Source organism: Pseudomonas sp. 7-41 (assembly GCF_021233075.1).
Taxonomy (GTDB): Bacteria; Pseudomonadota; Gammaproteobacteria; order Pseudomonadales; family Pseudomonadaceae; genus Aquipseudomonas; species Aquipseudomonas veronii.
Window position 1 is genome coordinate 1,265,851 of record NZ_CP089551.1, and the last position, 25,112, is coordinate 1,290,962.

25 protein-coding genes and 1 riboswitch are annotated in these 25,112 nt (G+C 61.0%); of the genes, 16 read left to right on the plus strand and 9 right to left on the minus strand.

Features of this window, described 5'->3' with window-relative positions; genetic code table 11:
* Positions 1 to 123: 123 nt before the first annotated feature.
* Both LQ249_RS05620 and upp read right to left on the minus strand, forming a co-directional pair.
* Entirely contained in the window at positions 124 to 1,398 is a 1,275-nt protein-coding gene (locus LQ249_RS05620) for a uracil-xanthine permease family protein (RefSeq protein ID WP_017845967.1), read from the minus strand.
* A gap of 2 nt (positions 1,399 to 1,400) precedes the next feature.
* Positions 1,401 to 2,039, minus strand: a complete 639-nt coding sequence (gene upp / locus LQ249_RS05625) for a uracil phosphoribosyltransferase (protein WP_017845966.1) — start codon at positions 2,037 to 2,039, stop codon at positions 1,401 to 1,403.
* A 163-nt stretch (positions 2,040 to 2,202) separates the two neighbouring features.
* On the opposite strand from upp, the gene LQ249_RS05630 reads away from it, so the two are divergent.
* From LQ249_RS05630 to LQ249_RS05640, 3 genes are all read left to right on the plus strand, one after another.
* On the plus strand, positions 2,203 to 2,760 hold the full coding sequence (locus LQ249_RS05630) for a hypoxanthine-guanine phosphoribosyltransferase (RefSeq protein ID WP_010567709.1): 558 nt from the start codon (positions 2,203 to 2,205) through the stop codon (positions 2,758 to 2,760).
* A 62-nt stretch (positions 2,761 to 2,822) separates the two neighbouring features.
* Positions 2,823 to 3,308 (plus strand): hypothetical protein, encoded by a 486-nt coding sequence (locus LQ249_RS05635; RefSeq protein WP_232566246.1) that lies wholly within the window; start codon positions 2,823 to 2,825, stop codon positions 3,306 to 3,308.
* A 191-nt stretch (positions 3,309 to 3,499) separates the two neighbouring features.
* Positions 3,500 to 3,787: a PA4642 family protein gene (locus tag LQ249_RS05640; protein WP_017845962.1), complete on the plus strand. Its 288-nt coding sequence runs from the start codon at positions 3,500 to 3,502 to the stop codon at positions 3,785 to 3,787.
* A 62-nt stretch (positions 3,788 to 3,849) separates the two neighbouring features.
* Here LQ249_RS05640 and mqo read toward each other — a convergent pair whose 3' ends face one another.
* Entirely contained in the window at positions 3,850 to 5,358 is a 1,509-nt protein-coding gene (gene mqo / locus LQ249_RS05645; protein WP_057004261.1) for a malate dehydrogenase (quinone), read from the minus strand.
* Positions 5,359 to 6,076: 718 nt separating this feature from the next.
* Positions 6,077 to 6,310 (minus strand): hypothetical protein, encoded by a 234-nt coding sequence (locus LQ249_RS05650; RefSeq protein ID WP_046384669.1) that lies wholly within the window; start codon positions 6,308 to 6,310, stop codon positions 6,077 to 6,079.
* A gap of 193 nt (positions 6,311 to 6,503) precedes the next feature.
* On the opposite strand from LQ249_RS05650, the gene LQ249_RS05655 reads away from it, so the two are divergent.
* Positions 6,504 to 7,088 (plus strand): YajG family lipoprotein, encoded by a 585-nt coding sequence (locus LQ249_RS05655; RefSeq protein ID WP_046384668.1) that lies wholly within the window; start codon positions 6,504 to 6,506, stop codon positions 7,086 to 7,088.
* Positions 7,089 to 7,143: 55 nt separating this feature from the next.
* Here LQ249_RS05655 and LQ249_RS05660 read toward each other — a convergent pair whose 3' ends face one another.
* Positions 7,144 to 7,353, minus strand: a complete 210-nt coding sequence (locus LQ249_RS05660) for a hypothetical protein (protein ID WP_017845958.1) — start codon at positions 7,351 to 7,353, stop codon at positions 7,144 to 7,146.
* A gap of 182 nt (positions 7,354 to 7,535) precedes the next feature.
* On the opposite strand from LQ249_RS05660, the gene LQ249_RS05665 reads away from it, so the two are divergent.
* Complete coding sequence (locus LQ249_RS05665; protein WP_046384667.1) at positions 7,536 to 7,793, plus strand: hypothetical protein; 258 nt, start codon at positions 7,536 to 7,538, stop codon at positions 7,791 to 7,793.
* A 121-nt stretch (positions 7,794 to 7,914) separates the two neighbouring features.
* On the opposite strand, the gene LQ249_RS05670 is transcribed toward LQ249_RS05665, so the two are convergent.
* Entirely contained in the window at positions 7,915 to 9,078 is a 1,164-nt protein-coding gene (locus tag LQ249_RS05670) for a 1-acyl-sn-glycerol-3-phosphate acyltransferase (RefSeq protein WP_169850554.1), read from the minus strand.
* 133 nt (positions 9,079 to 9,211) lie between these two features.
* On the opposite strand from LQ249_RS05670, the gene LQ249_RS05675 reads away from it, so the two are divergent.
* From LQ249_RS05675 to LQ249_RS05690, 4 genes are all read left to right on the plus strand, one after another.
* Positions 9,212 to 9,394, plus strand: coding sequence for a CPXCG motif-containing cysteine-rich protein (locus LQ249_RS05675; protein ID WP_017845955.1), 183 nt, complete (start codon positions 9,212 to 9,214; stop codon positions 9,392 to 9,394).
* Between the two features lie 11 nt (positions 9,395 to 9,405).
* Positions 9,406 to 9,666, plus strand: coding sequence for a putative signal transducing protein (locus LQ249_RS05680; RefSeq protein WP_169881201.1), 261 nt, complete (start codon positions 9,406 to 9,408; stop codon positions 9,664 to 9,666).
* 36 nt (positions 9,667 to 9,702) lie between these two features.
* Positions 9,703 to 10,323 (plus strand): SOS response-associated peptidase, encoded by a 621-nt coding sequence (locus tag LQ249_RS05685; protein ID WP_057004262.1) that lies wholly within the window; start codon positions 9,703 to 9,705, stop codon positions 10,321 to 10,323.
* A gap of 136 nt (positions 10,324 to 10,459) precedes the next feature.
* Positions 10,460 to 11,278: a M48 family metallopeptidase gene (locus LQ249_RS05690; RefSeq protein ID WP_017845952.1), complete on the plus strand. Its 819-nt coding sequence runs from the start codon at positions 10,460 to 10,462 to the stop codon at positions 11,276 to 11,278.
* A gap of 80 nt (positions 11,279 to 11,358) precedes the next feature.
* Here LQ249_RS05690 and LQ249_RS05695 read toward each other — a convergent pair whose 3' ends face one another.
* From LQ249_RS05695 to LQ249_RS05705, 3 genes are all read right to left on the minus strand, one after another.
* Positions 11,359 to 11,943 carry a TMEM165/GDT1 family protein gene (locus LQ249_RS05695; RefSeq protein WP_017845951.1) on the minus strand — a complete coding sequence of 195 codons (585 nt, stop codon included), beginning with the start codon at positions 11,941 to 11,943 and terminating at the stop codon, positions 11,359 to 11,361.
* Between the two features lie 88 nt (positions 11,944 to 12,031).
* A riboswitch (yybP-ykoY riboswitch) is annotated at positions 12,032 to 12,153 on the minus strand.
* A gap of 50 nt (positions 12,154 to 12,203) precedes the next feature.
* The gene (locus LQ249_RS05700) at positions 12,204 to 13,202 is read right to left on the minus strand and encodes a class I SAM-dependent methyltransferase (protein WP_017845950.1); all 999 of its coding nucleotides are present in this window, start codon (positions 13,200 to 13,202) and stop codon (positions 12,204 to 12,206) included.
* A gap of 30 nt (positions 13,203 to 13,232) precedes the next feature.
* Positions 13,233 to 14,198, minus strand: coding sequence for a 2-hydroxyacid dehydrogenase (locus LQ249_RS05705; protein WP_017845949.1), 966 nt, complete (start codon positions 14,196 to 14,198; stop codon positions 13,233 to 13,235).
* A gap of 84 nt (positions 14,199 to 14,282) precedes the next feature.
* On the opposite strand from LQ249_RS05705, the gene LQ249_RS05710 reads away from it, so the two are divergent.
* The 7 genes from LQ249_RS05710 (at position 14,283) to LQ249_RS05740 (ending at position 25,111) form a co-directional block, all read left to right on the plus strand.
* Positions 14,283 to 14,915 carry a LysE family translocator gene (locus tag LQ249_RS05710; RefSeq protein ID WP_017845948.1) on the plus strand — a complete coding sequence of 211 codons (633 nt, stop codon included), beginning with the start codon at positions 14,283 to 14,285 and terminating at the stop codon, positions 14,913 to 14,915.
* Between the two features lie 205 nt (positions 14,916 to 15,120).
* Complete coding sequence (locus LQ249_RS05715) at positions 15,121 to 16,803, plus strand: fatty acid--CoA ligase (protein WP_017845945.1); 1,683 nt, start codon at positions 15,121 to 15,123, stop codon at positions 16,801 to 16,803.
* A gap of 331 nt (positions 16,804 to 17,134) precedes the next feature.
* Complete coding sequence (locus tag LQ249_RS05720; protein ID WP_046384661.1) at positions 17,135 to 19,006, plus strand: DUF1302 domain-containing protein; 1,872 nt, start codon at positions 17,135 to 17,137, stop codon at positions 19,004 to 19,006.
* Between the two features lie 29 nt (positions 19,007 to 19,035).
* Positions 19,036 to 20,400, plus strand: coding sequence for a DUF1329 domain-containing protein (locus tag LQ249_RS05725; RefSeq protein WP_046384660.1), 1,365 nt, complete (start codon positions 19,036 to 19,038; stop codon positions 20,398 to 20,400).
* A 225-nt stretch (positions 20,401 to 20,625) separates the two neighbouring features.
* Positions 20,626 to 23,355, plus strand: coding sequence for a LuxR C-terminal-related transcriptional regulator (locus LQ249_RS05730; protein WP_057004263.1), 2,730 nt, complete (start codon positions 20,626 to 20,628; stop codon positions 23,353 to 23,355).
* 126 nt (positions 23,356 to 23,481) lie between these two features.
* Complete coding sequence (locus LQ249_RS05735) at positions 23,482 to 24,126, plus strand: MBL fold metallo-hydrolase (protein ID WP_046384658.1); 645 nt, start codon at positions 23,482 to 23,484, stop codon at positions 24,124 to 24,126.
* Between the two features lie 211 nt (positions 24,127 to 24,337).
* Positions 24,338 to 25,111, plus strand: coding sequence for an OmpA family protein (locus LQ249_RS05740; RefSeq protein WP_046384657.1), 774 nt, complete (start codon positions 24,338 to 24,340; stop codon positions 25,109 to 25,111).
* Position 25,112: the final 1 nt, after the last annotated feature.

Sequence of the window (25,112 nt, forward strand, 5' to 3'; positions counted from 1 at the left end):
TGAAGATCTAACAATGTGGGAGGGGGCTTGCCCCCCGATAGCGGCAGATCAGTCGATTAGATGTCGACTGGCACTCCGTCATCGGGGGCAAGCCCCCTCCCACATTCAGTTTTGCAGTGCTGGTTAGATCAACGGCTCATCCGGCTTCTTGTGCTTCCAGCCATCATTGCCCGGCAGCAGCAGGTTCAAGCCAATCGCTACCACCGCACACAGGGCGATGCCCTTCAGGCCGAAATCGTCCGGACCGGTGCCGGTGCCGATCAGCACACCGCCAATCCCGAACACCAACGTCACCGACACAATCACCAGATTGCGGGCTTCGCCCAGGTCGATCTTGTGGCGGATCAGCGTGTTCATGCCCACAGCGGCGATCGAGCCGAACAGCAGGCACAGAATCCCGCCCATCACCGGCACTGGAATGCTCTGCAGCAGTGCGCCGAACTTGCCGATAAACGCCAGGCTGATGGCAAAGATTGCCGCCCAGGTCATGATCTTCGGGTTGTAGTTCTTGGTCAGCATCACTGCGCCGGTCACTTCGGCGTAGGTGGTGTTCGGCGGGCCGCCAAACAGGCCGGCGGCCGTGGTGGCAATCCCGTCACCCAGCAGGGTGCGGTGCAGGCCGGGCTTCTTCAGGTAGTCGCGACCGGTCACGCTGCCCACCGCAATCACACCGCCGATATGCTCGATCGCCGGGGCCAGGGCCACCGGGACGATAAACAGAATCGCCTGCCAGTTGAATTCCGGCGCGGTGAAGTGAGGCAGGGCGAACCACGGTGCGGCGGCAATTTTGGCCGTATCGACCACGCCGAAGTAGAACGCCATGGCAAAGCCCACCAGCACGCCGGAGATGATCGGCACCAGGCGGAAAATGCCCTTGCCGAACACGGCCACGATCAGGGTGGTCAGCAGCGCCGGCATCGAGATCAGCATCGCCGTCTGGTAATGGATCAGCTCGGCGCCATCGCCGGATTTACCCATCGCCATGTTGGCGGCAATCGGCGCCATGGCCAGGCCGATGGAAATGATCACCGGCCCGATCACCACCGGCGGCAGCAGCCGGTCGATGAAACCGGTGCCCTTGATCTTCACCGCCAACCCCATGAAGGTATAAACGAAACCGGCCGCCATCACCCCGCCCATGGTCGCCGCCAGGCCGAACTGGCCCTTGGCGAGAATGATCGGGGTGATAAAGGCAAAGCTCGACGCCAGAAACACCGGCACCTGCCGCCCGGTCACCAGCTGGAACAGCAGCGTGCCCAGGCCGGCGGTGAACAAGGCGACGTTTGGATCAAGACCTGTGATCAGCGGCATCAACACCAACGCGCCAAATGCCACAAAGAGCATTTGTGCGCCAGACAGGATCTGGCGCCAAAGCGGGTCGTTGAATTCATCCTGCATGCTCACGCGTCCTTCTGCTTGGTACCGAAGATCTTGTCACCGGCGTCGCCCAGGCCTGGGATGATGTAGCCGTTTTCATTCAGGCGCTCATCGATGGACGCGGTGTAGATCTGCACGTCCGGGTGGGCCTTCTCGACGGCGGCGATGCCTTCGGGCGCGGCGACCAGCACCATGGCGCGGATGTCCTTGCAACCGGCCCTCTTCAGCAGGTCGATGGTGGCAACCATGGAACTGCCGGTGGCGAGCATCGGGTCGATGATCATCGCCAGACGCTCGTTGATTTCCGGTACGAGTTTTTCCAGGTAGGTGTGGGCCTGCAGCGTCTCTTCATTGCGAGCCACGCCCACGGCGCTGACCTTGGCGCCGGGGATCAGGCTGAGGACGCCTTCGAGCATGCCGATGCCGGCGCGCAGGATCGGCACCACGGTGATTTTCTTGCCGGCGATCTTCTCGACCTGGACGGGGCCGGCCCAACCGGGGATCTCGTAGCTTTCCAGGGGCAGGTCTTTGGTGGCTTCGTAGGTGAGCAACGCTCCGACTTCCTGAGCGAGCTCACGGAAGTTCTTCGTGCTAATGTCGGCGCGGCGCATAAGGCCGAGCTTGTGTCGGATCAGCGGATGGCGGATCTCGCGAGTGGGCATGGGAAAGGCTCCGGCGGCGGGCAAAAAAACCGGCCTAGATTAATCTATCCGAGGGTGTTGTCCTATAGACATCTAGCACGTTAGTCCATTAAGGCTTGAACGTTGCGCCTCACATGCGTACCTTTGCCCGCTTTTCTTGCCACAGCACCCCCTGGAGAGCGCCATGTCCGCTGATCTCGAGCATATCCGTCAAATCATGCGCGAGGCTGACTGCCTGTACACCGAAGCGCAAGTCGAAGAGGCGATCGCCAAGGTCGGCGCACAGATCACCCGCGAAATGGCCGACACCAACCCGGTGGTCTTCTGCGTGATGAACGGTGGTCTGATCTTCGCCGGCAAATTGCTGACCCATCTGCACTTCCCGCTGGAAGCGTCCTACCTGCATGCCACGCGTTATCGCAACGAAACCAGCGGCGGCGACCTGTTCTGGAAAGCCAAGCCGGAAGTCTCGTTCATCGACCGCGACGTGCTGATCATCGACGACATCCTCGATGAAGGGCACACCCTGGGCGCGATCATCGACTTCTGCAAACACGCCGGCGCGCGCAAAGTCCATACCGCCGTGCTGATCGACAAAGACCACGACCGCAAGGCGCGCCCGGAAATGAAGGCCGATTTCGTCGGCCTGCCGTGCATCGACCGCTACATCTTCGGTTACGGCATGGACTACAAAGGTTACTGGCGCAACGCCAATGGGATTTACGCCGTTAAAGGCATGTGATCAAGGCTCCGACGCAGGGTTGCGCATGCTATCGTGCTTGGCTTCTGCGTCTGGAGCTGTTCATGAGCCTGTTGATTCGCACCTGCGCCGCCCTGGCGCTGACCCTCAGCTTGCCGCTGGCCGCCGCCCCGGCGCCGATGCACAGCCAATTCCTGCCGCCCGACGACCTGGCCCTGCGCGCCGAAGCGCCCGACCAGCAGCAACTGTTGCAAGTCACCGAGTATGCCGTGGTGGTAGGTAATCAGCGCCAATCCACGCAGCAGCCGATCCCGGTGACGTCGCCGTTGATGATTCGTCTCAAGGGTAAGTCCTTGAACAAAGGCGCAAGCATCGCCCAGGTGATCGTCAATTTCGACGCCGAAAGCAAAAGCCTGAAAAAGCCGGTGTTCGATGACAAGACCAAGACCCTGACCTTGTCCTACCCCGCGACCCAATACTGCGTGATCGTCGACCTGCTGCGCAATGACACGGTGTATGTGCAGTTCCTCAGTTATGCCAATGGGCATATCTGGGCGGATCTGCATACCGGCGTGGTACGCACCAAGTAGCCAGCACCCTGACGAACCCAATGTGGGAGGGTGCTTGCTCCCGATGACGGTGTGTCAGTCGACATCTAATTGACGGATCCAGCGCAATCGGGAGCAAGCCCTCTCCCACAGTGGTTCTCAGCGCTTTCGCCGCCCGCGCCTCGCAGGTAGACTTCAAACCCCATGTAAATGTCCGCAGGCTGGAGTCGGTAATGCGTAAAGATAAGAAACAGGTGATTGGTGACGAGATCGGCGACGATCAGATCAAGTTGTTCCTGGACTTCGAACCCGTCGACGCGACTTCACCCTCCCTGCACAAACTGATCAAGGCCTATCGTGGCCTGCGTATCGACGACTTCGAGCGCTTCCTGGGCTTCTTCAAGGCCGCCGGCCTGGACCTCGATGGCAAGGACGAGCATGGCCAGACCTTCGTCGACCTGATCAAGGACCAGCGCAACGCCGCCGAGTACATTGAATTGATCGATAACGCCCGCGGCTGATCGCAGGCGAAAAAAAGCCCCGCTGCTCATATCGAGAAGCGGGGCTTTTTTATTTCGAGGCCTTAAGCGTAGCTTTGGGCTTCGTTGTTTTGCTCAACCAGTTCCAGGCTGATGTTGTTCTGCGCGTTGATCTTGCGGTACAGCTCGGCATCGGTCTCCAGGACCTTTTCACGGGCCGGGAAGATCTCGTGCAGTTTGGCCGCCCACTCGCCGGCAGCCTTGGTCGGGAAGCAGCGTTCGATCAGTTCGAGCATGATCGACACCGTCACCGAAGCGCCCGGGGACGCGCCCAGCAGCGCCGCCAGCGAGCCGTCTTTGGCCGCGACCAGCTCGGTGCCGAATTGCAGCACGCCGCCTTTTTTCGGGTCTTTCTTGATGATCTGCACCCGTTGGCCGGCCACTTCCAGGCGCCAGTCTTCGGCTTTGGCTTGCGGGTAGAAGCGGCGCAGGGATTCCAGGCGCTGTTCCATGGACTGCATCACTTCGCTGACCAGGTACTTGGTCAGGTCCATGTTGTCCCGGGCCACGGCCAGCATCGGGCCGATGTTGCCGGCGCGCACCGACAACGGCAGGTCAAGGAACGAGCCGTGCTTGAGGAACTTGGTGGTGAAACCGGCGTAAGGCCCGAACAGCAGGGACGTCTTGCCGTCGACCACGCGGGTGTCCAGGTGCGGCACGGACATCGGTGGCGACCCCACGGCGGCCTGGCTGTAGACCTTGGCCTGGTGGTGCTTGACCACTTCCGGGTTGTCGCAACGCAGCCACTGGCCACTGACCGGGAAACCGCCGAAGCCTTTGCTTTCTTCGATGCCCGAGGCTTGCAGCAGCGGCAGGGCCGCGCCACCGGCGCCGAGGAACACGAACTTGGCGTCCACGTCGCGGCTGTTGCCGCTGTTGACGTCCTTGATGCTCACGGTCCAGCCCGCGCCATTGCGCTTGAGGCCGGTCACGCGTTTGCTGTACTTGACCTGGGCATCGGGCGCGCTGGTCAGGTGGTTCAGCAACTGGTTGGTCAGGGCGCCGAAGTTCACGTCGGTGCCGTTCTGCACACGGGTCGCGGCGATTTTTTCGTCGAGCGGGCGGCCTGGCATCATCAGCGGCATCCACTCGACCATCTCGTTGCGGTCTTCGGTATAGCGCATATCCGAAAATGCATGATGCTGGCTGAGGGTTTCAAAGCGCTTCCTGAGGAAGGCTACGCCTTTGTCGCCCTGCACGAAGCTCAGGTGCGGCACCGGGGTGATAAAGGACCTGGACGAGCCAAAGGTGCCTTTTTTGGTCAGGTACGCCCAGAACTGCTTCGACACCTCGAACTGGGTGTTGATGTGGACAGCTTTCTTGATGTCGATGGAACCATCGGCGGCCTGGGGTGTGTAATTCAGCTCACACAGCCCGGCGTGGCCGGTACCGGCGTTGTTCCACGGGTTGGAACTCTCCGCGGCTCCCGAGTCCATCAGCTCAACGACTTCCAGCTTGAGGCCGGGGTCGAGCTCTTTGAGCAGTACGGCCAGGGTGGCACTCATGATGCCGGCCCCTACCAGTACTACGTCGACTGCTTCGTTATGCGCCATTTAACGCGTCTCCAAAATCTGCAGCACCAAATTGACGGCATGGCTGCCAGGAGTGACGGGGCGGTTCACGTGTTGCCCCAGGTTACCCATGGCCAGGATCGCCATGTCCGATTCGCAATTCTTTGCAAGTTCAGCGCACGCTTCCTGCCGGGCTAATCCGCCTATGAACGCATTCATGGGCTGCCGTGGCAATTCGACTTATGGTCAAAGCGTGCGATCCGTGCAATCAATCCGTAGCGGACAGGCTCAAGCCCCGGAGCACTCGGTCCTGTGTGATTGGGCTGTTCCAGACGCTGATGGTGCTTGTACAAACGCCAAACTATTCATTTGCTCGCCACACTCTTGTGAAGTTGTGAAAACCCGTTTTTTCACGCTCTTTTGAAGACGTGAACCTCAAAAAAGGGCTGCCCCAGCCTGGCACCTGGCCCGGAAAACCTTGCCGGCATGCGGCAAAACGGGCAAACAACTCAAGTGGCCGAGCGCAATGGCAGCTCTGGCAGATTCGGTAAAGGCGGGTGGTTTGCAAAGAAAACAGCAAGCGCGCCAGCTTCACACGATCTGTGTGGGCGGCTCTCTGTGGGCGATCTGGGGGGGCTAATACCGAAGCATTAACGATGTTGCGAGGCCCGATCAGGAGACGTCCTTATAATCGGGGGGAGATTGTAGCGAAGAACGCCAAGGAAATGGGCGTGTTTTATGACTTTTATTAGGCGTTCGGTCAGGCGGCCAACGGGTGGCGATGCGGCGACTGCGTCGCGCGTGGGCTGATACGGGCGCTGGCGGGCAGCGGGCGGTGCATCCAGCTCAAGCGGATTTCTTCGATTTCCACCCAGCCAGCGCCGACCGGTGGCTGGCTGCACTCTTTGAAAGCCTGGCAGCGACCTTGCACATCGAGCAGGGCAAATTGGCGAAGGGCGGGCTTGCGGGTAAACAGCGACCAGAGAAAATGCATGAAATCAGCCTCCTGAGATTGAGGCCAAGCATGCCTGCCGGGGATGACGGGCGCGTGTATCGGCTGTGACATATCGGTGACATCGAACCCCTACAATGCCTGCGGGTCTTAGGTTGTAACTGACGCTAGTTCCCGGCGAGGGCCGCCCGCTATACTGCCGGCCTGTCGGTACTCGATTTCTGGAGAGAAGAGCATGTTGCAACGCCTGTTGTTCGGTTTGATCACTGTGACCAGTTTGACCCTGGTTGGCTGCGCCAATAGCCCGCAACAACTCAGCCCGCAACCGAAGCTCACCACGCAGTTGGCCCCGGTGGGTCACGGTCAGCCGGTGTCGGTGCGTGTGGTGGATGGTCGTCCTTCGCCGACCCTGGGCTCCCGTGGTGGCCTGTATCCGGAGACCGCGCTGGTGTCGGTGAGCGGTGCCGATGTGCTCCCCAAGCTGCAAGCCCAGGCTGAAGCCGCGGTGCGGCTGCTCGGCTTTACCCCGGCCAACTCGCCGGGCGCGCCGCAGTTGACCATCACCCTGGCCGAGCTGAAATACCAGTCGCCCAAAGAAGGCCTGTACGTGACTGAGGCCACTATCGGCGCGACGTTCAAGTCCGACGTGAGCGCTGGCACCCGTCGCTACAGCGGCCGTTATGGTGCGTCCCTCAACCAGCGCTTCGGCATGTCGCCTAACCAGGAGACCAACACCAAGCTGGTCAGCGACGTCCTGAGCGACGCCTTGACCCGTCTGTTCAAGGACCCGAGCATCGGCCAGTTGCTCAGCTCGCAATAACGCTCAATAACAAGCCGGGCTCAGCGCTGAGCCCGGCTTTTTTGTGCCCGCCGTTTCATGCCGCGGTGTCGATACCGAAGTCGAGCAGGCTTATCCCGGTCAGCAGGTCCGTCTCCGGCAGGTCCGCATGCTGGTGCCCGCCAAGGGCGCAATACACCAGCCAGTGGCGGTCCTGGACGTTGAACGCGAGGCCGCCGATCAGCGCCTCTTGCTCATCGCTTGGGGCTATCAAATACAGTCGATCCTGGTTTTGCGCGTGCAACATGACAAGCTCCCGAGCGTTCGAAGGGCCACAGAGTGAACGGTTAAGGTGACGTTCAGGTGACGCCGTAAATTACTCGATACATTAGCTGTCAATGGGGGAAGGAGCTTTTAGGCGCAGGAGGCGACTTCCGTTCAGGTTTGTATCTGAATGGATACCAAGGCACTGTTTCAACGAGGTGTGTGATGGCGCTGGCCGGACTGCTGATCAATGTTGTTGCTCTATCAGTGGCCTGCTCTGGGGCTGCACTGCTATTCATTACCCGTTTGAAGGAACAGCGCGCCATGGCCAGGCTCGCCGCGCAAAGCGAAGAGCGCGCCATCGACCAACCCATGCTGTTTCTGGATGTACGCACCGAACGGGCGCATCGCCTGGCTTATCGTATTGGTTTCGCCTGCCTGGGGCTGGCGCTGCTGGTTTCATGGATCAGCACGCGTTTTTAGTTGCACCCTGAAACGACGGTGGGAGCGGGCTTGCTCGCGATAGCGAAGTTACAGTCGGTACCGCTGTGACTGAACCACCGCATCGCAGGCAAGCCCGCTCCCACAGGTTTGGCTAGGTGTATTACAGCGGGATTCCCGCCTTGACCCGATATTGATTGCGCACTGGCGTTGCATATTGCACCACCAGGAACGGCCGGTGTTCGACCGGGCACTCGCTCAAGCGCCGCTCCCACTCTGCCTTGGCCTTGGCCAACTCGTCGGCCGGGAAGATATCCGCTGCCTTGGGTACCTGCAGTTGCGGGTCGGCGTCACTCCACTGGGCGTAGGCCAGGTAGTGAACCGGGAACAGGCGATAACCTCCGAGAATCTGCCGGTCCATTTCCACGGCGAGCAGCTTGGTGTCTTCGAAGCGCTCGGTGATCGGCGGCGCAAAGTTCACATGCACCCGGCCCTTGTAGCCGGTAATGCCCAGGGCAATGCTCACATCGTCTTCACCCGGTGCCTTGGTGTAGGTGCCGGTGGTGGCGCGGATGTACAGCTCGCGAGCCTTGGCCAAGTCGCATGGGTCGTATTCGTAGCTGATGGACACGGGCGTCAGGTTCAGCGACTGGATCACCTCGGCGAACGGCTCGTCCTTGCGGCTGACGTGGAACATCTTGAGGATCGCCGATTCGGTGCGGTCATCCCCATCCTTGGCGCGGCCTTCGGCCTGGGCGATCCAGATCGACTGGCAGTCGTGGCGGATCGAATGGTTGATGTAGGCCGACAGCAACTGGTAAGCCGCCATTTTTTCCTTTCGCCCGGTGATCGAGCGGTGCACGATGAAGCTCTTGTTCAGGCGCATCAGGTCGCTGACAAACGGCTTTTGCAGCAGGTTGTCGCCGATGGCGATACGCGGTGTCGGCAGGCCGGCGTGGTACACGGCGTAGTTGACGAAGGCCGGGTCCATCACGATATCGCGATGGTTGGCCAAAAAGACGTAGGCGGTGCCCGATTTGAGCTGTTCCACGCCGGTATAGGTCACGCCGTCGGTCGCTCGATCAATGGTGTGGTCGACGTAATACTCGACTTTGTCCTGCAGCGTGGCCACGGTGGTGACGCCGGCGAATTCACGGCGCAGTTTGCGGGCGATCATGGGTTTGAGCAGCCAGCCCAGCGCGCCGGCAAAGCGCGGGAAGCGGAAGTGGGTCAGGATGTCCAGAAAGGCCTTGTCACTGAACAGCCGCTCCAGCACTGCCGGGACTTCGCTGTCGTTGTAAGGTCGGATGGTATCGAATTCGCCCATCATGCTCTCTTGTTAGAAACGGCTAGGGTAAGTAGAGGAAATACCAGGGTGCGGCCCGAGTAATGGGCTCGGCCGAAATATAACCCTGTAAATAGACCGGCGATTATACGCACAAGTCACTTGGGAGACTGCGATGCTGGAAACCGCGCTGTACGATTGTCCTTATTGTGGTGAAGTGGTGGAGACAACCGTGGATTTATCCGGCGGCGACCAGACCTATATAGAAGACTGTCAGGTATGTTGCCGACCGATCATTTTCAACCTGCAGGTCCATGGTGAAGAGTGGATGCTCGAAACTCGCAGCGAAAACGAATAGCAGGTACGCCCATGCAGCGAATCTACGAACCGGAAAACCTGATGGAAGGCGAGCTGCTGCAGCAGATGCTCGCCAGCGAAGGGATCGAGGCGCATTTGGTGGGGCGCCATTTGCTCGGCGGTAGCGGCGAGTTACCGATTTTCGGGCTGCTGGGGCTAGAAGTGGACAACGACCAGGCAGCCTGCGCGCGCGAGCTGATCACCGCGTATAACGGTGCGCAACCGTTGCCCGCCGATGAACCCGACAGCTTCCCCGACGTGTTGGTCTGTTAGGCTGTCGGTCGGTTTACCCAAGAGTCGTGTTGCCCCATGTGTGGACGTTATGCCCTGTTTCGCTGGAACCCCACGTTTGCTGCCTTGCCGGGCTTTCCGGCGGATCAGCAGGCCCAGTGGAATATTTCTCCCAATGATTCGGTGCTGATCCAGCGCGCCACCGACGGCCAGCGCACCCTGGCCCGCGCCCGCTGGGGCCTGACACCGCCGTGGCTGACGGACCTTTCCCGTACTCCGGCGCATGCCCGCGCCGAAACCCTGGCTGAGCAACCGATGTTCCGCGAAGCGTTTCGCCAGCGTCGCTGCCTGTTGCCGGCCAACGGGTTCTACGAATGGCGCGGCACCCAGCGCAAGCGGCCGTACTGGTTGACGCCAGGGGAAGGTTCGACGCTGTTTTTTGCGGCCATCTGGGAAGCGTATCCGGTGCAGGAGCAAGTGTGGCTGAGCACCGCGGTGGTGACCCAGGCGGCGCAGAGTCAGCGGCGGCCGTTGATTCTGGATGCGGCGGGGCAGGAAGCCTGGCTGAACCCCGAGACGCCGCTGCCGGTGTTGCAGGGGCTGTTGGCCAGTGAGCCGGTCGCCTTGCGTGAACGGGTGCTGGCCAACATGGTCAACGATCCCAAGCTGAATGGGCCGGAGTGCCTGACTCCGGCTTGAGCCCGAAAGTCCGCCACCGTTGTGGGATGTATCCGAAATTTAGCGTCTGCACGTCTGATGTATCTGGCGTCGATACAAATCACCGCCTAGGATACGCGCCATGTTTTCAGGGCGTCTTTTCAGGGAGAGTGTGTTGATGAAGAAATCATTGGCCGTAAGTGTATTGGCGGCAGCAGTGCTGCTGGCCGGGTGTCAGTCCGTCAACACCACCAGCGGCGGTGCCGTTGGGGTGGAGCGCAAGCAGTACATGTTCAGCATGCTGTCGAGCCAGGAAGTCGACCAGATGTATGCGCAGTCCTACCAGCAGACCCTGGGTGAAGCCAGCGGCAAAGGCCTGGTGGACAAGACCAGCGCCAACGCCAAGCGCGTGCAGGCCATCGCCAACCGCCTGATCGCCCAGGCGCCGACCTTCCGTCCGGATGCGGCGCAGTGGAAGTGGGAAGTGAACCTGATCAAGAGCGATGAGATGAACGCCAACTGCGGGCCGGGCGGCAAGATCTTCGTGTACAGCGGGCTGATCGATAACCTCAAGCTCAGCGATGACGAGCTGGCGGCGGTGATGGGCCATGAAATCGCCCACGCCTTGCGCGAGCATGGCCGTGAAGCCATGTCCAAGGCCTACGGCATCGAGATGGCCAAGCAGGGCGCCGGCGCGTTGCTTGGTCTCGGCCAGGACAGCATGGCGCTGGCCGATACCGTGGCCAACTACGGCATGACCTTGCCCAACAGCCGCAGCAATGAAAACGAAGCGGACCTGATCGGCCTGGAGCTGGCGGCCCGCGCCGGTTACAACCCGAACGCCGCCATCACGTTGTGGAACAAGATGGCCAAGGCTTCGGAAGGCGCGCCTCCGGAGTTCATGAGCACTCACCCGGCCTCCGACAGTCGGATCGCCTCGTTGCAGGCGGCGATTCCGAAGGTGATGCCGTTGTATCAGCAGGCCAAGAAGTCCTGATAATCCAAGCCTCATGAAGATCCAAATGTGGGAGGGGGCAAGCCCCTCCCACATTGGATTGGGTTTGCAGGCTTGGATCCTTAGATCCAACCGCTGCTTTGCATGGCCTTGTACACCGCCACGATCGCCAGGACGAAAAACGCCGTAGCCGCCAGTCGACGAATCAAGGTCAACGGCAATTTCTCCGCGGCAAAATTCCCCGCCAGAACCACCGGTACGTTGGCAATCAACATGCCCAGGGTGGTGCCGATAACCACCAGCCACAGCTCAGGGTATTGCGCCGCCAGCATCACCGTGGCGATCTGCGTCTTGTCGCCGATTTCGGCGAGGAAGAACGCAATCAGGGTGGTCAGGAACGGCCCGAACTTGCGCGTGGTGCTGGCTTCGTCATCGTCGAGTTTGTCCGGCACCAGGGTCCACAGCGCCGTGGCACAGAAACTTGCGGCGAGAATCCAGTGCAGCACCGCATCCGAGAAGAAACTGCCGAACCAGGCACCTACGGCACCCGCAGCGGCATGGTTCGCCAGGGTCGCGGCGATGATGCCGGCGATGATCGGCCAGGGTTTGCGAAAGCGTGCGGCAAGGATGAGCGCGAGCAGTTGGGTCTTGTCGCCGATTTCGGCCAAGGCAACGATTGCGGTAGGGACGAGCAGTGAATCCAGCATCAGGTAGGTTTCCAGGGGCGGGTCGACACGGCTATGACACGTACAGCCTTCCCGCCCCGGGTAAGGTGTGCGTGTCATAGGTCTTGTCAAACCCCGGTCCGTCTGAGCGGACTCCTGGGTCGCATACGCCATGGTCTGCTGACCAAGTATGTTGACGTATGCCGGACGAGCGTGGCGCTCGTGGGAGACTACTCCCCTAGGACGGAGCGGATTCTGCCTAGGCAAAATCCATTCGGCAAGTGTTCTTTTGCAAACGCCGATCAGCCGCGCTTGGCGCGATAGATGCGAAAACCATTGCCTTCGGCCTTGACCGCACACACGCCCAAGTGCTCTTCGATCAGCGGCTGGTACTTCAGGAAGCTGTTGGCAACCAGTCGGAGTTCGCCGCCTTTTGCCAGGTGTTTCGCGGCTTTTCGCAGCAAGTTCTCCGTGGCGAAGTAATCGGTGTGTACCCCGACATGGAACGGCGGGTTGCTCAGGATCGCGTTCAAGCCCATTGGCGCGGCATCGATGCCGTCTGCGGTCAGCACGTCGGCTTCCAGACCGTTGGCCGCCAGGGTCAGGCGGCTGCTGGCGGTGGCGAAGGCGTCCACATCCAGCATCGTCACCGTATTGTGCGGGTAGCGACGTTTGACCGCCGCGCCCAACACACCGGCGCCGCAACCGAAGTCCAGCAGGTGGCCGCTGGGCAGTTTGTCCAAATGCTCCAGCAACAACTCGGTGCCACGATCCAGGCGGCCATGGCTGAACACGCCCGGCAGGCTCACCACTTTCAGCGGACCTTCGGCCAGCGGCACTTCGAAAACCTGCGCCAGGCTCTCCAACTCCACCGCTTGCGGCGCGTTGGCCACGGTGACCTGCCACAACTGGCAGTGCCGTGCGTTATCGAGTTTGCGCGGCTTGCCGAAGGGGATCATCTGTTTGGCGGCGCTTTCGATCCCGCCTTTTTTCTCCCCCACCAGAAACAGCTCGGCACCGGGCAGGCGCGCGGCCACGGCGTTGAGCAGATAGTCGGTGAGGTCCTTGGACTTGGGCAGGAAGATCACTGCCGCATCAAACGTGCGCTGCGGCACATTCACGCCGAACTGGCTGCGCTCGGGGAAACGTGCGTCGAGCGCAGCCTGGTCACCGGCATGCCAGCACCAGCCATGGGCGTTGGGCAGACGGCCGAGCAAATCGTCGGCAGGCAACCCCACCAGCAGCAGGTTGCCTTGAAAAAGTTCGGCCTGACGAAGCAGTACTTCACTGCGCGGATCCATGGTCTGCTCCTTGAAAAGGGGCGCAGTTTATCAACTGACGACGCGCAGCGGGGCGCCGCTGAAAAAGCCGCGGGCGTTTTCCGCCAGTTGGCCGACAATCCGCTGCCGCGCTTCGCGACTGCCCCAGGCGTTGTGGGGCGTGACGATCAAGCGCGGGATATCGTCGGCCAGCAGCGGGTTGCCATGCACCGGAGGTTCGACGCTCAGCACATCGGTCGCCGCGCCGCCCAGGTGGCCATTGCGCAAGGCGTCGGCCAGGGCCTGTTCGTTGATCAGGCCACCGCGCGCGGTGTTGACGATAAACGCGCCGGGCTTGAGCAACGCCAGCTCGCGAGCGCCGATCAAGTCGCGGGTGTGTTCGTTGAGCGGGCAGTGCAGCGTCAACGCGTCGACCTGCGCCAGCAGTTCATCCAGCGGCATGCGGTCGGCGCGGGCAGGGCGCCCGGGAATGGCGCCGAGTATGACGCGCATGCCAAAGGCCTCGGCCAGCCGTGCGACGGCACTGCCCAGTTCGCCATGCCCGAGCAAACCGAGGGTTTTGCCCTCCAGCTCGACGATCGGGTGGTCCAGCAGGCAGAACTGCTTGGCGGCTTGCCATTTGCCCGCGCTGACATCCCGTTGATAGTCCTTCAGCCGCGTCGCCAGGTTGAGCAGCAGCATGATCGTATGCTGCGCCACCGACGGCGTGCCGTAGCCCTGACAGTTACTGACGGTGACGCCATGGGCGCGGGCGGCTTCAAGGTCGACGTTATTGGTGCCCGTGGCCGACACCAGGATCAGTTTGAGTTCGGGGCAGGCGGCCAGGGTTTCGCTGTTGAGCGCAATCTTGTTGCTGATAGCGACCTGGGCGCCTTGCAGGCGTTCGACCACATTCTGCGGGGTGGTCTGCTCAAACAGCTGCAGCTCGCTGAAACAGTTGTGCAGCTCACTGAGATCGAGATCCCCCAGGTCGAGGGATGGGTGATCTAGGAAGACGGCGCGGCGATTGTTCGTCATCAACTGTACCTTTTGTGACAGGGTTCGAAGGCGTAATCTGCCGAGCCTATCAGATGAAATAATCCGTTACTTAATGGAGTGAGTATGTACGTCGCCGAGTTTTTGACCGTGGCCTTGATTCACCTGCTGGCAGTGGCCAGCCCCGGTCCGGATTTCGCGGTGGTGGTGCGCGAAAGTGTCACCCACGGCCGCCGCGCCGGGACCTGGACCGCATTGGGCGTGGGCTCGGCGATTTTCCTGCACGTGGGGTACTCGTTACTCGGCATCGGTTTGATCGTGTCCCAGTCCATCGTGCTGTTCAACGCGCTGAAATGGGCGGCGGCGGCCTACCTGCTGTACATCGGCTTCAAGGCCCTGCGCGCGCAGCCGGCCAAGCCAGCCGCCGAGGGCGAACTGCACCGCGAAGTCGGCGAACGCACCCCACGCGGGGCGTTTACCGCAGGCTTTGTGACTAACGGTTTGAACCCCAAGGCCACGTTGTTCTTCCTGTCGCTGTTTACCGTGGTGATCAATCCGCACACACCGCTGGCGGTGCAGGCGGGTTATGGCGTGTACCTGGCGGTAGCGACGGCGGCGTGGTTCTGCCTGGTGGCGATGTTGTTCAGCCAGCAGCGGGTGCGTGCAGGGTTTGCGCGGATGGGGCATTGGTTCGATCGGACGATGGGGGCGGTGTTGATTGCCATCGGCGTAAAACTGGCGTTCACCAGTATGAAATAAATGATCTTCTTTCATTGAGGACAGTCCAAATGTGGGAGGGTGCAAGACCCTCCCACATTTGATCGCTATCGGCTTTGAGTGGTGGCGCAAAGCTAGCATCCAGCAGTCCCTACAAATCATTCCTTTGGCTGATTTGGTCGACACCTAACGTCTCTACAGTGCAGGTCTTCAAGCCGAGACCGTGCAGTCATAAAAAGGGATTCGTATGTTGCAGACCCGTGTTATCCCGCCCGCCGAAGGTGCGTACCAATATCCGCTGTTGATCAAACGCCTGCTCATGTCCGGGGCCCGTTATGAGAAGACCCGGGAAATCATCTATCGCGACAAGCTGCGCTACACCTATCCGACTCTGATCGAGCGGGTCGCGCGCCTGGCCAATGTGCTCACCGAAGCCGGGGTCAAGGCCGGTGATACCGTTGCCGTGATGGACTGGGACAGCCACCGTTACCTGGAATGCATGTTCGCCATCCCGATGATCGGCGCGGTGATCCATACCATCAACGTGCGCCTGTCGCCGGAACAGATTCTCTACACCATGAACCACGCCGAGGACCGCTTTGTGCTGGTCAACAGTGAGTTCGTGGGGCTCTACCAGGCGATTGCCGGGCAGCTCACCACCGTCGACAAAACCTTGTTGCTGACCGATGCGGCCGAGAAAACCGCTGAGCTGCCGAACCTGGTGGGGGAGTACGAAACCCTGCTGGCCGCCGCCAGCCCGAAATACGATTTCGAGGATTTCGACGAAAATTCCGTCGCCACCACCTTCTATACCACCGGCACCACCGGCAACCCCAAGGGTGTGTACTTCACCCATCGCCAATTGGTGCTGCACACCATCGGCGTGGCGACCATCATGGGCAGTGTCGACAGCGTGCGCTTGCTGGGCACCAACGACGTGTACATGCCGATCACGCCGATGTTCCACGTGCATGCCTGGGGCCTGCCGTATGTGGCCACCATGCTGGGCCTGAAACAGGTCTACCCCGGGCGTTACGATCCGGAATACCTGGTGGAGCTGTGGCGCAAGGAGAAGGTCACCTTTTCCCACTGTGTGCCGACCATCCTGCAAATGGTGCTCAACGCCAAGGCCGCCCAGGGCGTGGACTTTGGCGGCTGGAAAATCGTCATCGGCGGCAGCGCCCTCAATCGCACGCTGTATGAAGCGGCCAAGGCCCGCGGGATTCAACTGACCGCCGCGTATGGCATGTCCGAGACCGGGCCGTTGGTGTCCTGCGCCCATCTCAACGATGAGCTGATGGCCGGCACCGAGGACGAGCGCACCACTTACCGCATCAAGGCCGGTGTGCCCGGGCCGTTGGTGGAAGCGGCGATCATCGACAGCGACGGGCATTTCCTGCCCGCCGATGGCGAGTCCCAGGGCGAACTGGTGCTACGCGCGCCGTGGTTGACCGAGGGTTACTACAACGAGCCGCAAAAGGGCGCCGAGCTGTGGGAAGGCGGCTGGATGCACACCGGCGACGTGGCGACCCTCGACGCGTTTGGGGTGATCGATATCCGCGACCGCATCAAGGACGTGATCAAGACCGGCGGCGAATGGATCTCGTCCCTGGCTCTGGAAGACCTGGTCAGCCGCCACCCGGCGGTACGCGAAGTAGCGGTGGTGGGCATCGCCGATCCGCAGTGGGGCGAGCGCCCGTTTGCGTTGCTGGTGGTGCGTGATGGCCATGTGATAGGCGCCCGTGAACTCAAGGAGCACCTCAAGCCGTTCGTGGAGTTGGGCCACTTGAGCAAGTGGGCGATTCCAAACCAGATCGCCATTGTTACTGAAATTCCCAAGACCAGTGTCGGCAAGCTCGACAAAAAACGTATCCGCGTCGACATCATTGAGTGGCAGGCCAACAACAGTACGTTCCTCTCTACCCTTTGATACCTTTCGCCGTGCCCGTTCGGGCACGGCAATGCTCTATCTCGCGGCTTCACTTGTGATTTGCCGATTTTCAGCCATCCTTGCCGCGTCGGCCTTCGTCGACGTGGCAAAAGGGCTGTGGCAGACGGGTCGGTGATGCAAATCACACTTTAGAGGGATCAAGCGGTACCCCCTGCTGGCTATAGTCCCTCTCAGAGTTTTTCAAGGATGTTGCGCTTCGAGCCATGGGGGCTCGGTTGCCGGGCGGCATTGGAATCGTTGTATTCCGGCCGTTACATGCATCACCGAAAGAACTCACTGCCATAACAATAATGCACATGGAGTAGCGTCGATGACCTCAGTAAATCAGTTCTGGCGCCGGGCAAGATTGCCCCTGGCCGTCAGTCTCGCTTCTACGCTCGCCGGGCCGGCATTCGGCGTCAGTTTCAATATCGGTGAAATCGAAGGGAATTTTGACTCCTCTCTTTCCGTGGGGGCCAGTTGGTCGACAGCCAAGGCCAACCGCGATCTGATCGGCGTCAACAATGGCGGCAAGGGCTTGTCCCAGACCTCCGATGACGGCCATTTGAACTTCAAGCGCGGCGAGACGTTCTCGAAAATCTTCAAGGGCATCCATGACCTGGAACTGAAATACGGCGACACCGGTGTGTTTGTTCGCGGCAAATATTGGTATGACTTTGAACTCAAGGACGAAAATCGTGAGTTCAAGGACATCAGTGACAACGGCCGTCCTATGGGCGCCCGGTCTTCCGGCGGGGAAATTCTCGACGCCTTCATTTATCACAACTACTCGATTGCCGATGAGCCAGGTTCCGTGCGTTTCGGTAAACAGGTTGTAAGTTGGGGCGAAAGTACCTTCATCGGCGGCGGCATCAACTCCATCAACCCGATTGACGTAGCGGCGTTCCGTCGCCCGGGTGCCGAGATCAAGGAAGGCCTGATTCCGGTCAACATGTTCTATGTGTCGCAGACACTGACCGAAAACCTGTCGGCGGAAGGCTTCTATCAGTTGGATTGGGAGAAGACCGTCACCGATAACTGCGGGACGTTTTTCTCCCAGGCGGACGTCATTACAGGCGGCTGCAATGACAACCTGCGGTTGCTCAGCAAGCGCTCTGTCATCGCTGCGGGTGGTGGTTTGCCGCTGATGAATCGGTTTGGCGTCGACATCAATGACGAAGGTGTACTGGTCAAGCGCGGTTCTGATCGTGACGCACGCGATAGCGGGCAGTTCGGTGTGGCCATGCACTACAACTTCGAGCCGCTGGACACTGAGTTCGGCGCTTATTTCATGAACTACCACAGCCGTGCGCCGATTTTCAGCGCCAAGGGCGCATCGGCTGCGACTTACGCCGCGGCTAACGCATTGACGTCCACGCCAGCCAGTAGCCTGCGTCCACTCATCGTGGCCGGTAACTCCAGCTACTTCGTCGAATATCCAGAAGACATTCGCTTGTACGGTTTGAGTTTCTCGACGACCTTGCCTACCGGCACAGCGTGGAGCGGCGAGATCAGCTACCGGCCGAACGCGCCGGTTCAGCTCAATACCACCGACATCTTGTACGCGGGCGTTACGCCGTTGATAGGCTTGAACGGTGCTTCCCCGCTCAAGGGCGCCGCCGGTCAGGATCTGAATGGCTATCGCCGCAAGGAAATCACCCAACTCCAGACCACCTTTACGCACTTCTTTGATCAGGTCATGGGCGCCAGCCGGCTGACACTGGTGGGCGAAGTGGGGCTGACCCACGTCGGCGGCCTGGAAAGCAGCTCGAAAGCGCGCTACGGGCGTGATCCGGTATTTGGTCCTGGGGAAGGCCCACTGTGCGCGACGCTCAACGCGGGAACCATTGCCGGTGCGGGCGCAGGTACAGACCGCAGTAACCTGACGGCCAACTGCAACAATGACGGCTTTACCACCGCCAACTCCTGGGGCTATCGCGGTCGGGCAATCTGGGAATACCCGGATGTGTTCGCGGGTGTGAACCTCAAGCCCAACGTGGCCTGGTCCCATGACGTCAGCGGTTATTCGCCAGGCCCTGGCGGCAACTTCGAAGAAGGTCGCAAGGCTGTCAGTCTCGGCCTGGATGCTGAATACCAGAATACCTACACCGCGAGCTTGGCCTACACCAACTTCTTCGGCGGTAAGTATTCCACTGTGGACGACCGTGATTTCATCGCCCTCAGCGTCGGCGCCAACTTCTAAGCACACTGCATTTCAGGAAGAACCAGAACATGAAAATAACTAAAAGTCTGTTGCACGTCGGTGTGCTTGGGCTGTCGATCCTGGCGAGTAACGTCATGGCGGCGGTGTCGGCGGATGAGGCCGCCAAGCTGGGCACGACCCTGACTCCGATGGGCGCCGAAATGGCCGGTAACGCCGCAGGCACCATTCCCAAATGGTCGCCGTTGCCGACGAATGCCGGCGCCGTCGACGCCCGTGGTTTCCTGGCCAACCCTTATGCCAGCGAACAACCGCAATTCACCATCACCGCGCAAAACGTCGAGCAATACAAAGACAAGCTGGCGCCGGGGCAGTACGCGATGTTCAAGCGCTACCCGGACACCTTCAAGATGCCGGTCTACCCGACCCATCGCGGCGCCACTGTACCGGCCGAGGTGTTCGCCTCGATCAAGAAGAACGCCACCAACACCAACCTGGTGTCCGGCGGTAACGGTCTGGAAAACTTCGAAACCGCCGTGCCGTTCCCGATTCCGAAAAGTGGCGTTGAAGTCATCTGGAACCACATCACCCGCTATCGCGGCGGCAGCGTGACCCGCCTGGTGACCCAGGCCACGCCGCAGACCAACGGTTCGTTCAGCCTGGTGTATTTCAAAGACCAGTTCGTGTTCCGCGACAAAATGAAGGACTTCGACCCGAAAAACCCCGGCAACGTGCTGTTCTACTTCAAGCAGCAAGTGACCGCACCGGCACGTCTGGCCGGTGGTGTGCTGCTGGTTCACGAAACCCTCGACCAGGTGAAGGAACCGCGCTCGGCGTGGGTCTACAACGCCGGCCAGCGCCGTGTACGCCGGGCGCCGCAAGTGTCTTATGACGGGCCGGGTACCGCTGCCGACGGCCTGCGTACCTCCGACAACCTCGACATGTACAACGGTGCGCCGGACCGCTACGACTGGAAACTGGAAGGCAAGAAAGAAATCTACATCGCCTCCAACAGCTACAAGATCGACGATCCGAAACTCAAGTATGTCGACATCATCAAGGCCGGCCACATCAACCAGGACCTCGCACGCTACGAGTTGCGCCGCGTGTGGCATGTGGTCGCGACCCTGAAGGAAGGCCAGCGCCACATCTACGCCAAGCGTGACTTCTTCATCGACGAAGACACCTGGCAAGCGGCCGTGATCGACCACTACGACGGTCGCGGCCAACTGTGGCGCGTCGCCGAAGCCCATGCCGAGAACTACTACGACAAACAAGTGCCGTGGTACGCCCTGGAAACCCTCTACGACCTGCAGTCCGGCCGCTACCTGGCCCTGGGCATGAAGAACGAAGAGAAACAGGCGTATGACTTCGGCTTCACCGCCGGCATCAGCGACTTCAGCCCGGCGGCCCTGCGCCAGGACGGTGTTCGCTAAGCTGCACGCGTAGCCAAATGTGGGAGGGGGCTTGCCCCCGATAGCGGTCTGACAGCCAAGAATTCTATTGGCTGCCCCAGCGCAATCGGGAGCAAGCCCCCTCTCACATTTCTTGTCGCAGTTCTTTTTCAGGCAAATGTTGCAAAGATCTACAAAACCGCCGCTTTTACCGCTAGTCTGCGGACATCTGCAATGCCGACAACAGCCTTCTACAAGAGCCCGGCGATGACTGATCTGTCCCGAATCCAGGGGCCTGCCAGCGCGGTGATTCCGACCCTGGAAGGTCGCTTCTACAGACCTCCGCTGCCTGACGGCTACGTGCTGCGACCGCGCCTGTGCGAACGGCTGAGCGCTGGCCTGGAAGGGCGATTGCTGCTGGTCTGCGCGCCGGCTGGGTTCGGCAAGAGTTCGCTGGCGGTCGAGTTCTGCCAGAGTCTGCCCGCCCATTGGCAAAGCCTTTGGCTGGGCCTGAGCCCACGGGATAACGACCCCGGGCGTTTTCTCGAGCGCCTGCTTGACGGCTTGCAGCAATACTTCCCGCAACTGGGTGCGCAATCCCTGGGCCTGCTGAAAATGCGTCAGCGTCATCAACCGTTTGCCTTCGAAGAATGGCTCGATGGCTTGCTCGATGAGCTGGCGCTGCAGTTGTCCACGCGTGCGCCTTTGTTGCTGGTGCTGGATGACTACCATTTGGCCCAGGGCCCGGTGCTTGATCGCTGTCTGCAATTTTTCCTCAATCATTTGCCCGATGGCCTGCTGGTGCTGGTTACCAGTCGCCAGCGCCCCGACTGGCACCTGGCGCGCTTGCGCCTGTCTCGGCACCTGCTGGAGCTGCATGAGCAAGACCTGCGCCTGACCCACGCCGAATCCCTGGCGGTGTTGGATCGCCACAGCAGTTCGCTGCGCGGCGAGGCGCTGGATAATTTGATCCGGCGCAGTGAAGGCTGGGTCGCTGGTTTGCGTTTCTGGCTGTTGGCGGCCTCCGAAGCGGGGAATGAGGGCGCCTTGCCGCAGAGCCTGCACGGCGGCGAAGGCTTGATACGCGACTATTTGCTGGAAGAAGTGATTGATTGCCTGCCGGCGGAAGTCCAGGCGTTCCTCTATGAAACCGCTTCGCAGGAACGCTTTTGCAGTGAACTGTGCGACGCCATACGCGATGCCCACGACAGCGCGGAAATCCTGCGTTACTTGCAGGCTCATCAGGTATTTCTGGTGCCGCTGGACGAGCAGGGGCACTGGTTCCGTTATCACCATTTGTTTTCCGACCTGCTGCGCACCCGGCGCGCGAGCAGCGCCGTGCTGCCGCCCGCCAGCCTGCACCTGCGCGCCTGTCGCTGGTTCAACGCCCAGGGGCTGATCGATGAAGCGGTCGAGCAGGCGCTGCGCGCCGGTCATCTGGATGTGGCGGCGAACCTGGTGCAGAACCTCTCCGAGGAGCAACTGCTGGCCGAGCAGAACGTTGGCATGCTCCTACGCTGGAAAATGGACTTGCCCGACAGCCTGCTGATCAGCACGCCCCGGTTGATCGTGCTGTACAGCTGGGCCTTGGGCCTGGCGTGCCAGCTGGATGCGGCGGAAGAACTGTCCGGCTATCTCAGCCGCTTCCTGCCGGCGCCATCGGCCACTGCGCAGAAGTCGATGCTGGCGCAGTGGCTGGCGCTGAGCGGGATCATCGCCCGGGGCCGAGGCGACCGCGAGCTGACTCAGCGCTATTGCAGCGAAGCCTTGGAAAGCCTGCCGCAGCGCCGTTATGGTCAGCGCCTGATGTGCCTGTCGACCCTCTCCAACCTGGCGATCGTCGATGCCGACCTGTGGCGCGCCCGTGGCTTGAACCGCGAATCCCTCGAATTGGCGCAGCGTGTCGGCAACCCCCTGTTCGAGGCCCTGGCCCATTACGACCGCGCGCGGGTCTTGCAGGCGCGGGGTGAAATCCTGCGCTCGCTGGATGAAGTACACCAGGGCCTGCAACGCTTGCACGACCTTTCGCCCCAACGGTTGTACGCCGTGCGCGCCCGATTAGCGCTTTACGAAGGCTACCTGCTGCTCGCGCGTTGTCAGCCTGAAGCCGGCCTGGTCCGCCTGCGCGCCGGCCTGGCCGAAGCCCGCGCCTGCCGGGATATCAGCGTGCTGATCGGGCATTGCGTGATTGCCAACTTCGAAGGGCGCCGCGGCGACTTCCCCAAAGCCTTCGCCGAACTGGCCGAGGCCGAACGCCTGATGCACATCTGGGACGTGCCGCCGATTTACTACCTGGCAATGATCACCCTGATCAAATGCGAGCTCTGGTTGGCCCAGGGGCGTACCGACCTGGCCGACGCCTGGCTGACCCGCCTGGGGCAAACCTACAACGGCGCACACGCGGCGGCGGCCCCGGAGTTTCATCCGCACCTGCCGCAGCATATCGAGCTGCAGCAAGCCGCGTTGGATGCGATCCGCCATCAACCGGCGGCGGCCCTGCAGCGCCTCGAAGACCTGGCGCAACACGCTCATGGCAGCGGCCGCCAGATGATTGCCCTGATGGCGCTGACCCAGCAGGCGCAGTTGCTGCTGGAGAGCGGCCAGGAGGCCAAGGCGCGCGAGGTGTTGGTTCGCGCCCTGGAAGCCGGAGCCGGCGGCGCGCTGCAACCCTTCCAGCGCCTGCTTGAAGGGTATCCCGACTGGATGCGCGATCAACTCGGCCAAGACCCCCATGGTTTATTGAACCAGAGCCTGTTGGCGCTGCTGCCGGCCGTTGCTGTCAGCGAGCCGGCGCCCAACCATGAAACCCTGAGCGCCCGCGAGCTGGCAGTGCTGCAACTGATCGCCCAGGGCTGTTCGAACCAGGAGATCAGTAACCGACTCTTCATCTCCCTGCACACGGTCAAGACCCACGCCAGCCATATCAACAGCAAGCTCGGCGTGGAGCGGCGCACCCAGGCGGTCGCGCGGGCGCAGGAGCTGCGGTTGATTGGTTAAAGCCTGAGTCCGCTGGCGAGCTTGCTTGCGTTGAGGTGCGACGCCGCTCCAGTCTGGTTTAATAGTGCAATCATTCTGGCGACAGTCGCCCGGAAACCCTATGCCGTTTGCACAAGAGGACCGTTCATGGACACCGCAAAGCCGACCCTTATCCGCGAAACCTTCCCCGTCGGCCCTTTGCAGTGCAACTGCACCATCATCGGCGACCCCATCAGTAAAAAAGCCATCGTGGTCGACCCCGGCGGCAATCACGAACTGATCCTGGCGCGGCTCGAGGCGCTGGGCCTCAAGGTGGTGAGCATCATTCACACCCATGCTCACCTGGATCACTTCCTGGCGTCCGGCCAGTTGAAGGAGAAGACCGGCGCGACCCTGCATTTGCACAAGGCCGACCAGTTCCTCTGGGATAACCTGGAGATGCAGTGCCAGACGTTTGGCGTGCCGTATACGCCGGTGCCGTCGCCGGACCGTTGGCTGGCCGACGATGAAGAGCTGGCTTGCGGTTGCGGCGTCGCATTGCATACGCCGGGGCACACGCCGGGGTCGATGAGTTTCTGGTTTGCCGATGCCAAGCTGCTGATCGCTGGAGATACGTTGTTTCGCCGGGGCGTAGGCCGCACGGATTTGTGGGGCGGGGACCAAGCGGCGATTGTGCGCTCGATCAAGCAGCGCCTGTATACGCTGGATGAGGCGGCGACGGTGGTGACCGGTCACGGGCCGGAGACGCGACTCGGTGACGAGATGCGCGAGAACCCCTTTGTGCGCGCATGATTGCAACGTAGGCGGTCAAGCCCTGTAGCAAAAAACTCAGCGTGTGTTCAGCGTGTGTCTGCTACGGTTTGTGTCGCGACGATAGTCCTGCGTTTTTTGTTACAGGTTAAGATACGTCCACGGAATTTTTACCGTTTGTCGCGTTCAAAACCCGGCAAAGATCCATTGTCCATATCCTCTGCACCCAGGGTGCAAAAGTAGGAGCTTCTCCATGTTCACTCCGCGTCGTCTGCTCGTTGTCGCTACTGCCGTAGCCATGTTATCTGGCTGTGCTTCACCCAATCCGTATGACGGTAGCAGCCAGGGACAGGCGAGTAATGAATCCGGTGGCATGAGCAAGACCGTCAAGTACGGCGGCCTCGGCGCTCTGGCCGGTGCGTTGGCCGGTGCAGCCATCGACCATAACAACCGTGGCAAGGGCGCACTGATCGGTGCCGTCGTCGCGGGTGCAGGTGCGGCGGGTTATGGCTACTACGCCGACCAGCAGGAAAAGAAACTGCGCGAAAGCATGGCCAATACCGGGGTTGAGGTTCAGCGCCAGGGCGATCAGATCAAACTGATCATGCCGGGCAACATCACCTTCGCCACCAACTCGGACGCGATCTCCAGCAGCTTCTATACGCCGCTGAACAACCTGGCCAACTCGCTCAAGCAGTTCAGCCAGAACACCATCCAGATCGTGGGTTACACCGATAGCACCGGCAGCCGCCAGTTGAACATGGACCTGTCCCAGCGTCGTGCGCAGAGCGTGGCCAACTATCTGACCTCCCAAGGCGTCAGCGCTGCCAACCTGAGCGCTCGTGGTGCCGGTCCGGATAATCCGATCGCCAGCAACGCCGACGTCAACGGTCGCGCGCAGAACCGTCGTGTAGAAGTGAACCTGGGCCCAATCCCAGGCCAGCAGTATGGCCAGCCGGGCGCCCAGCAACAGGCGCCGCAGCAGAACAACCAGTTCCAGGGCAACCCGTACTCGCAATACCAGTAAT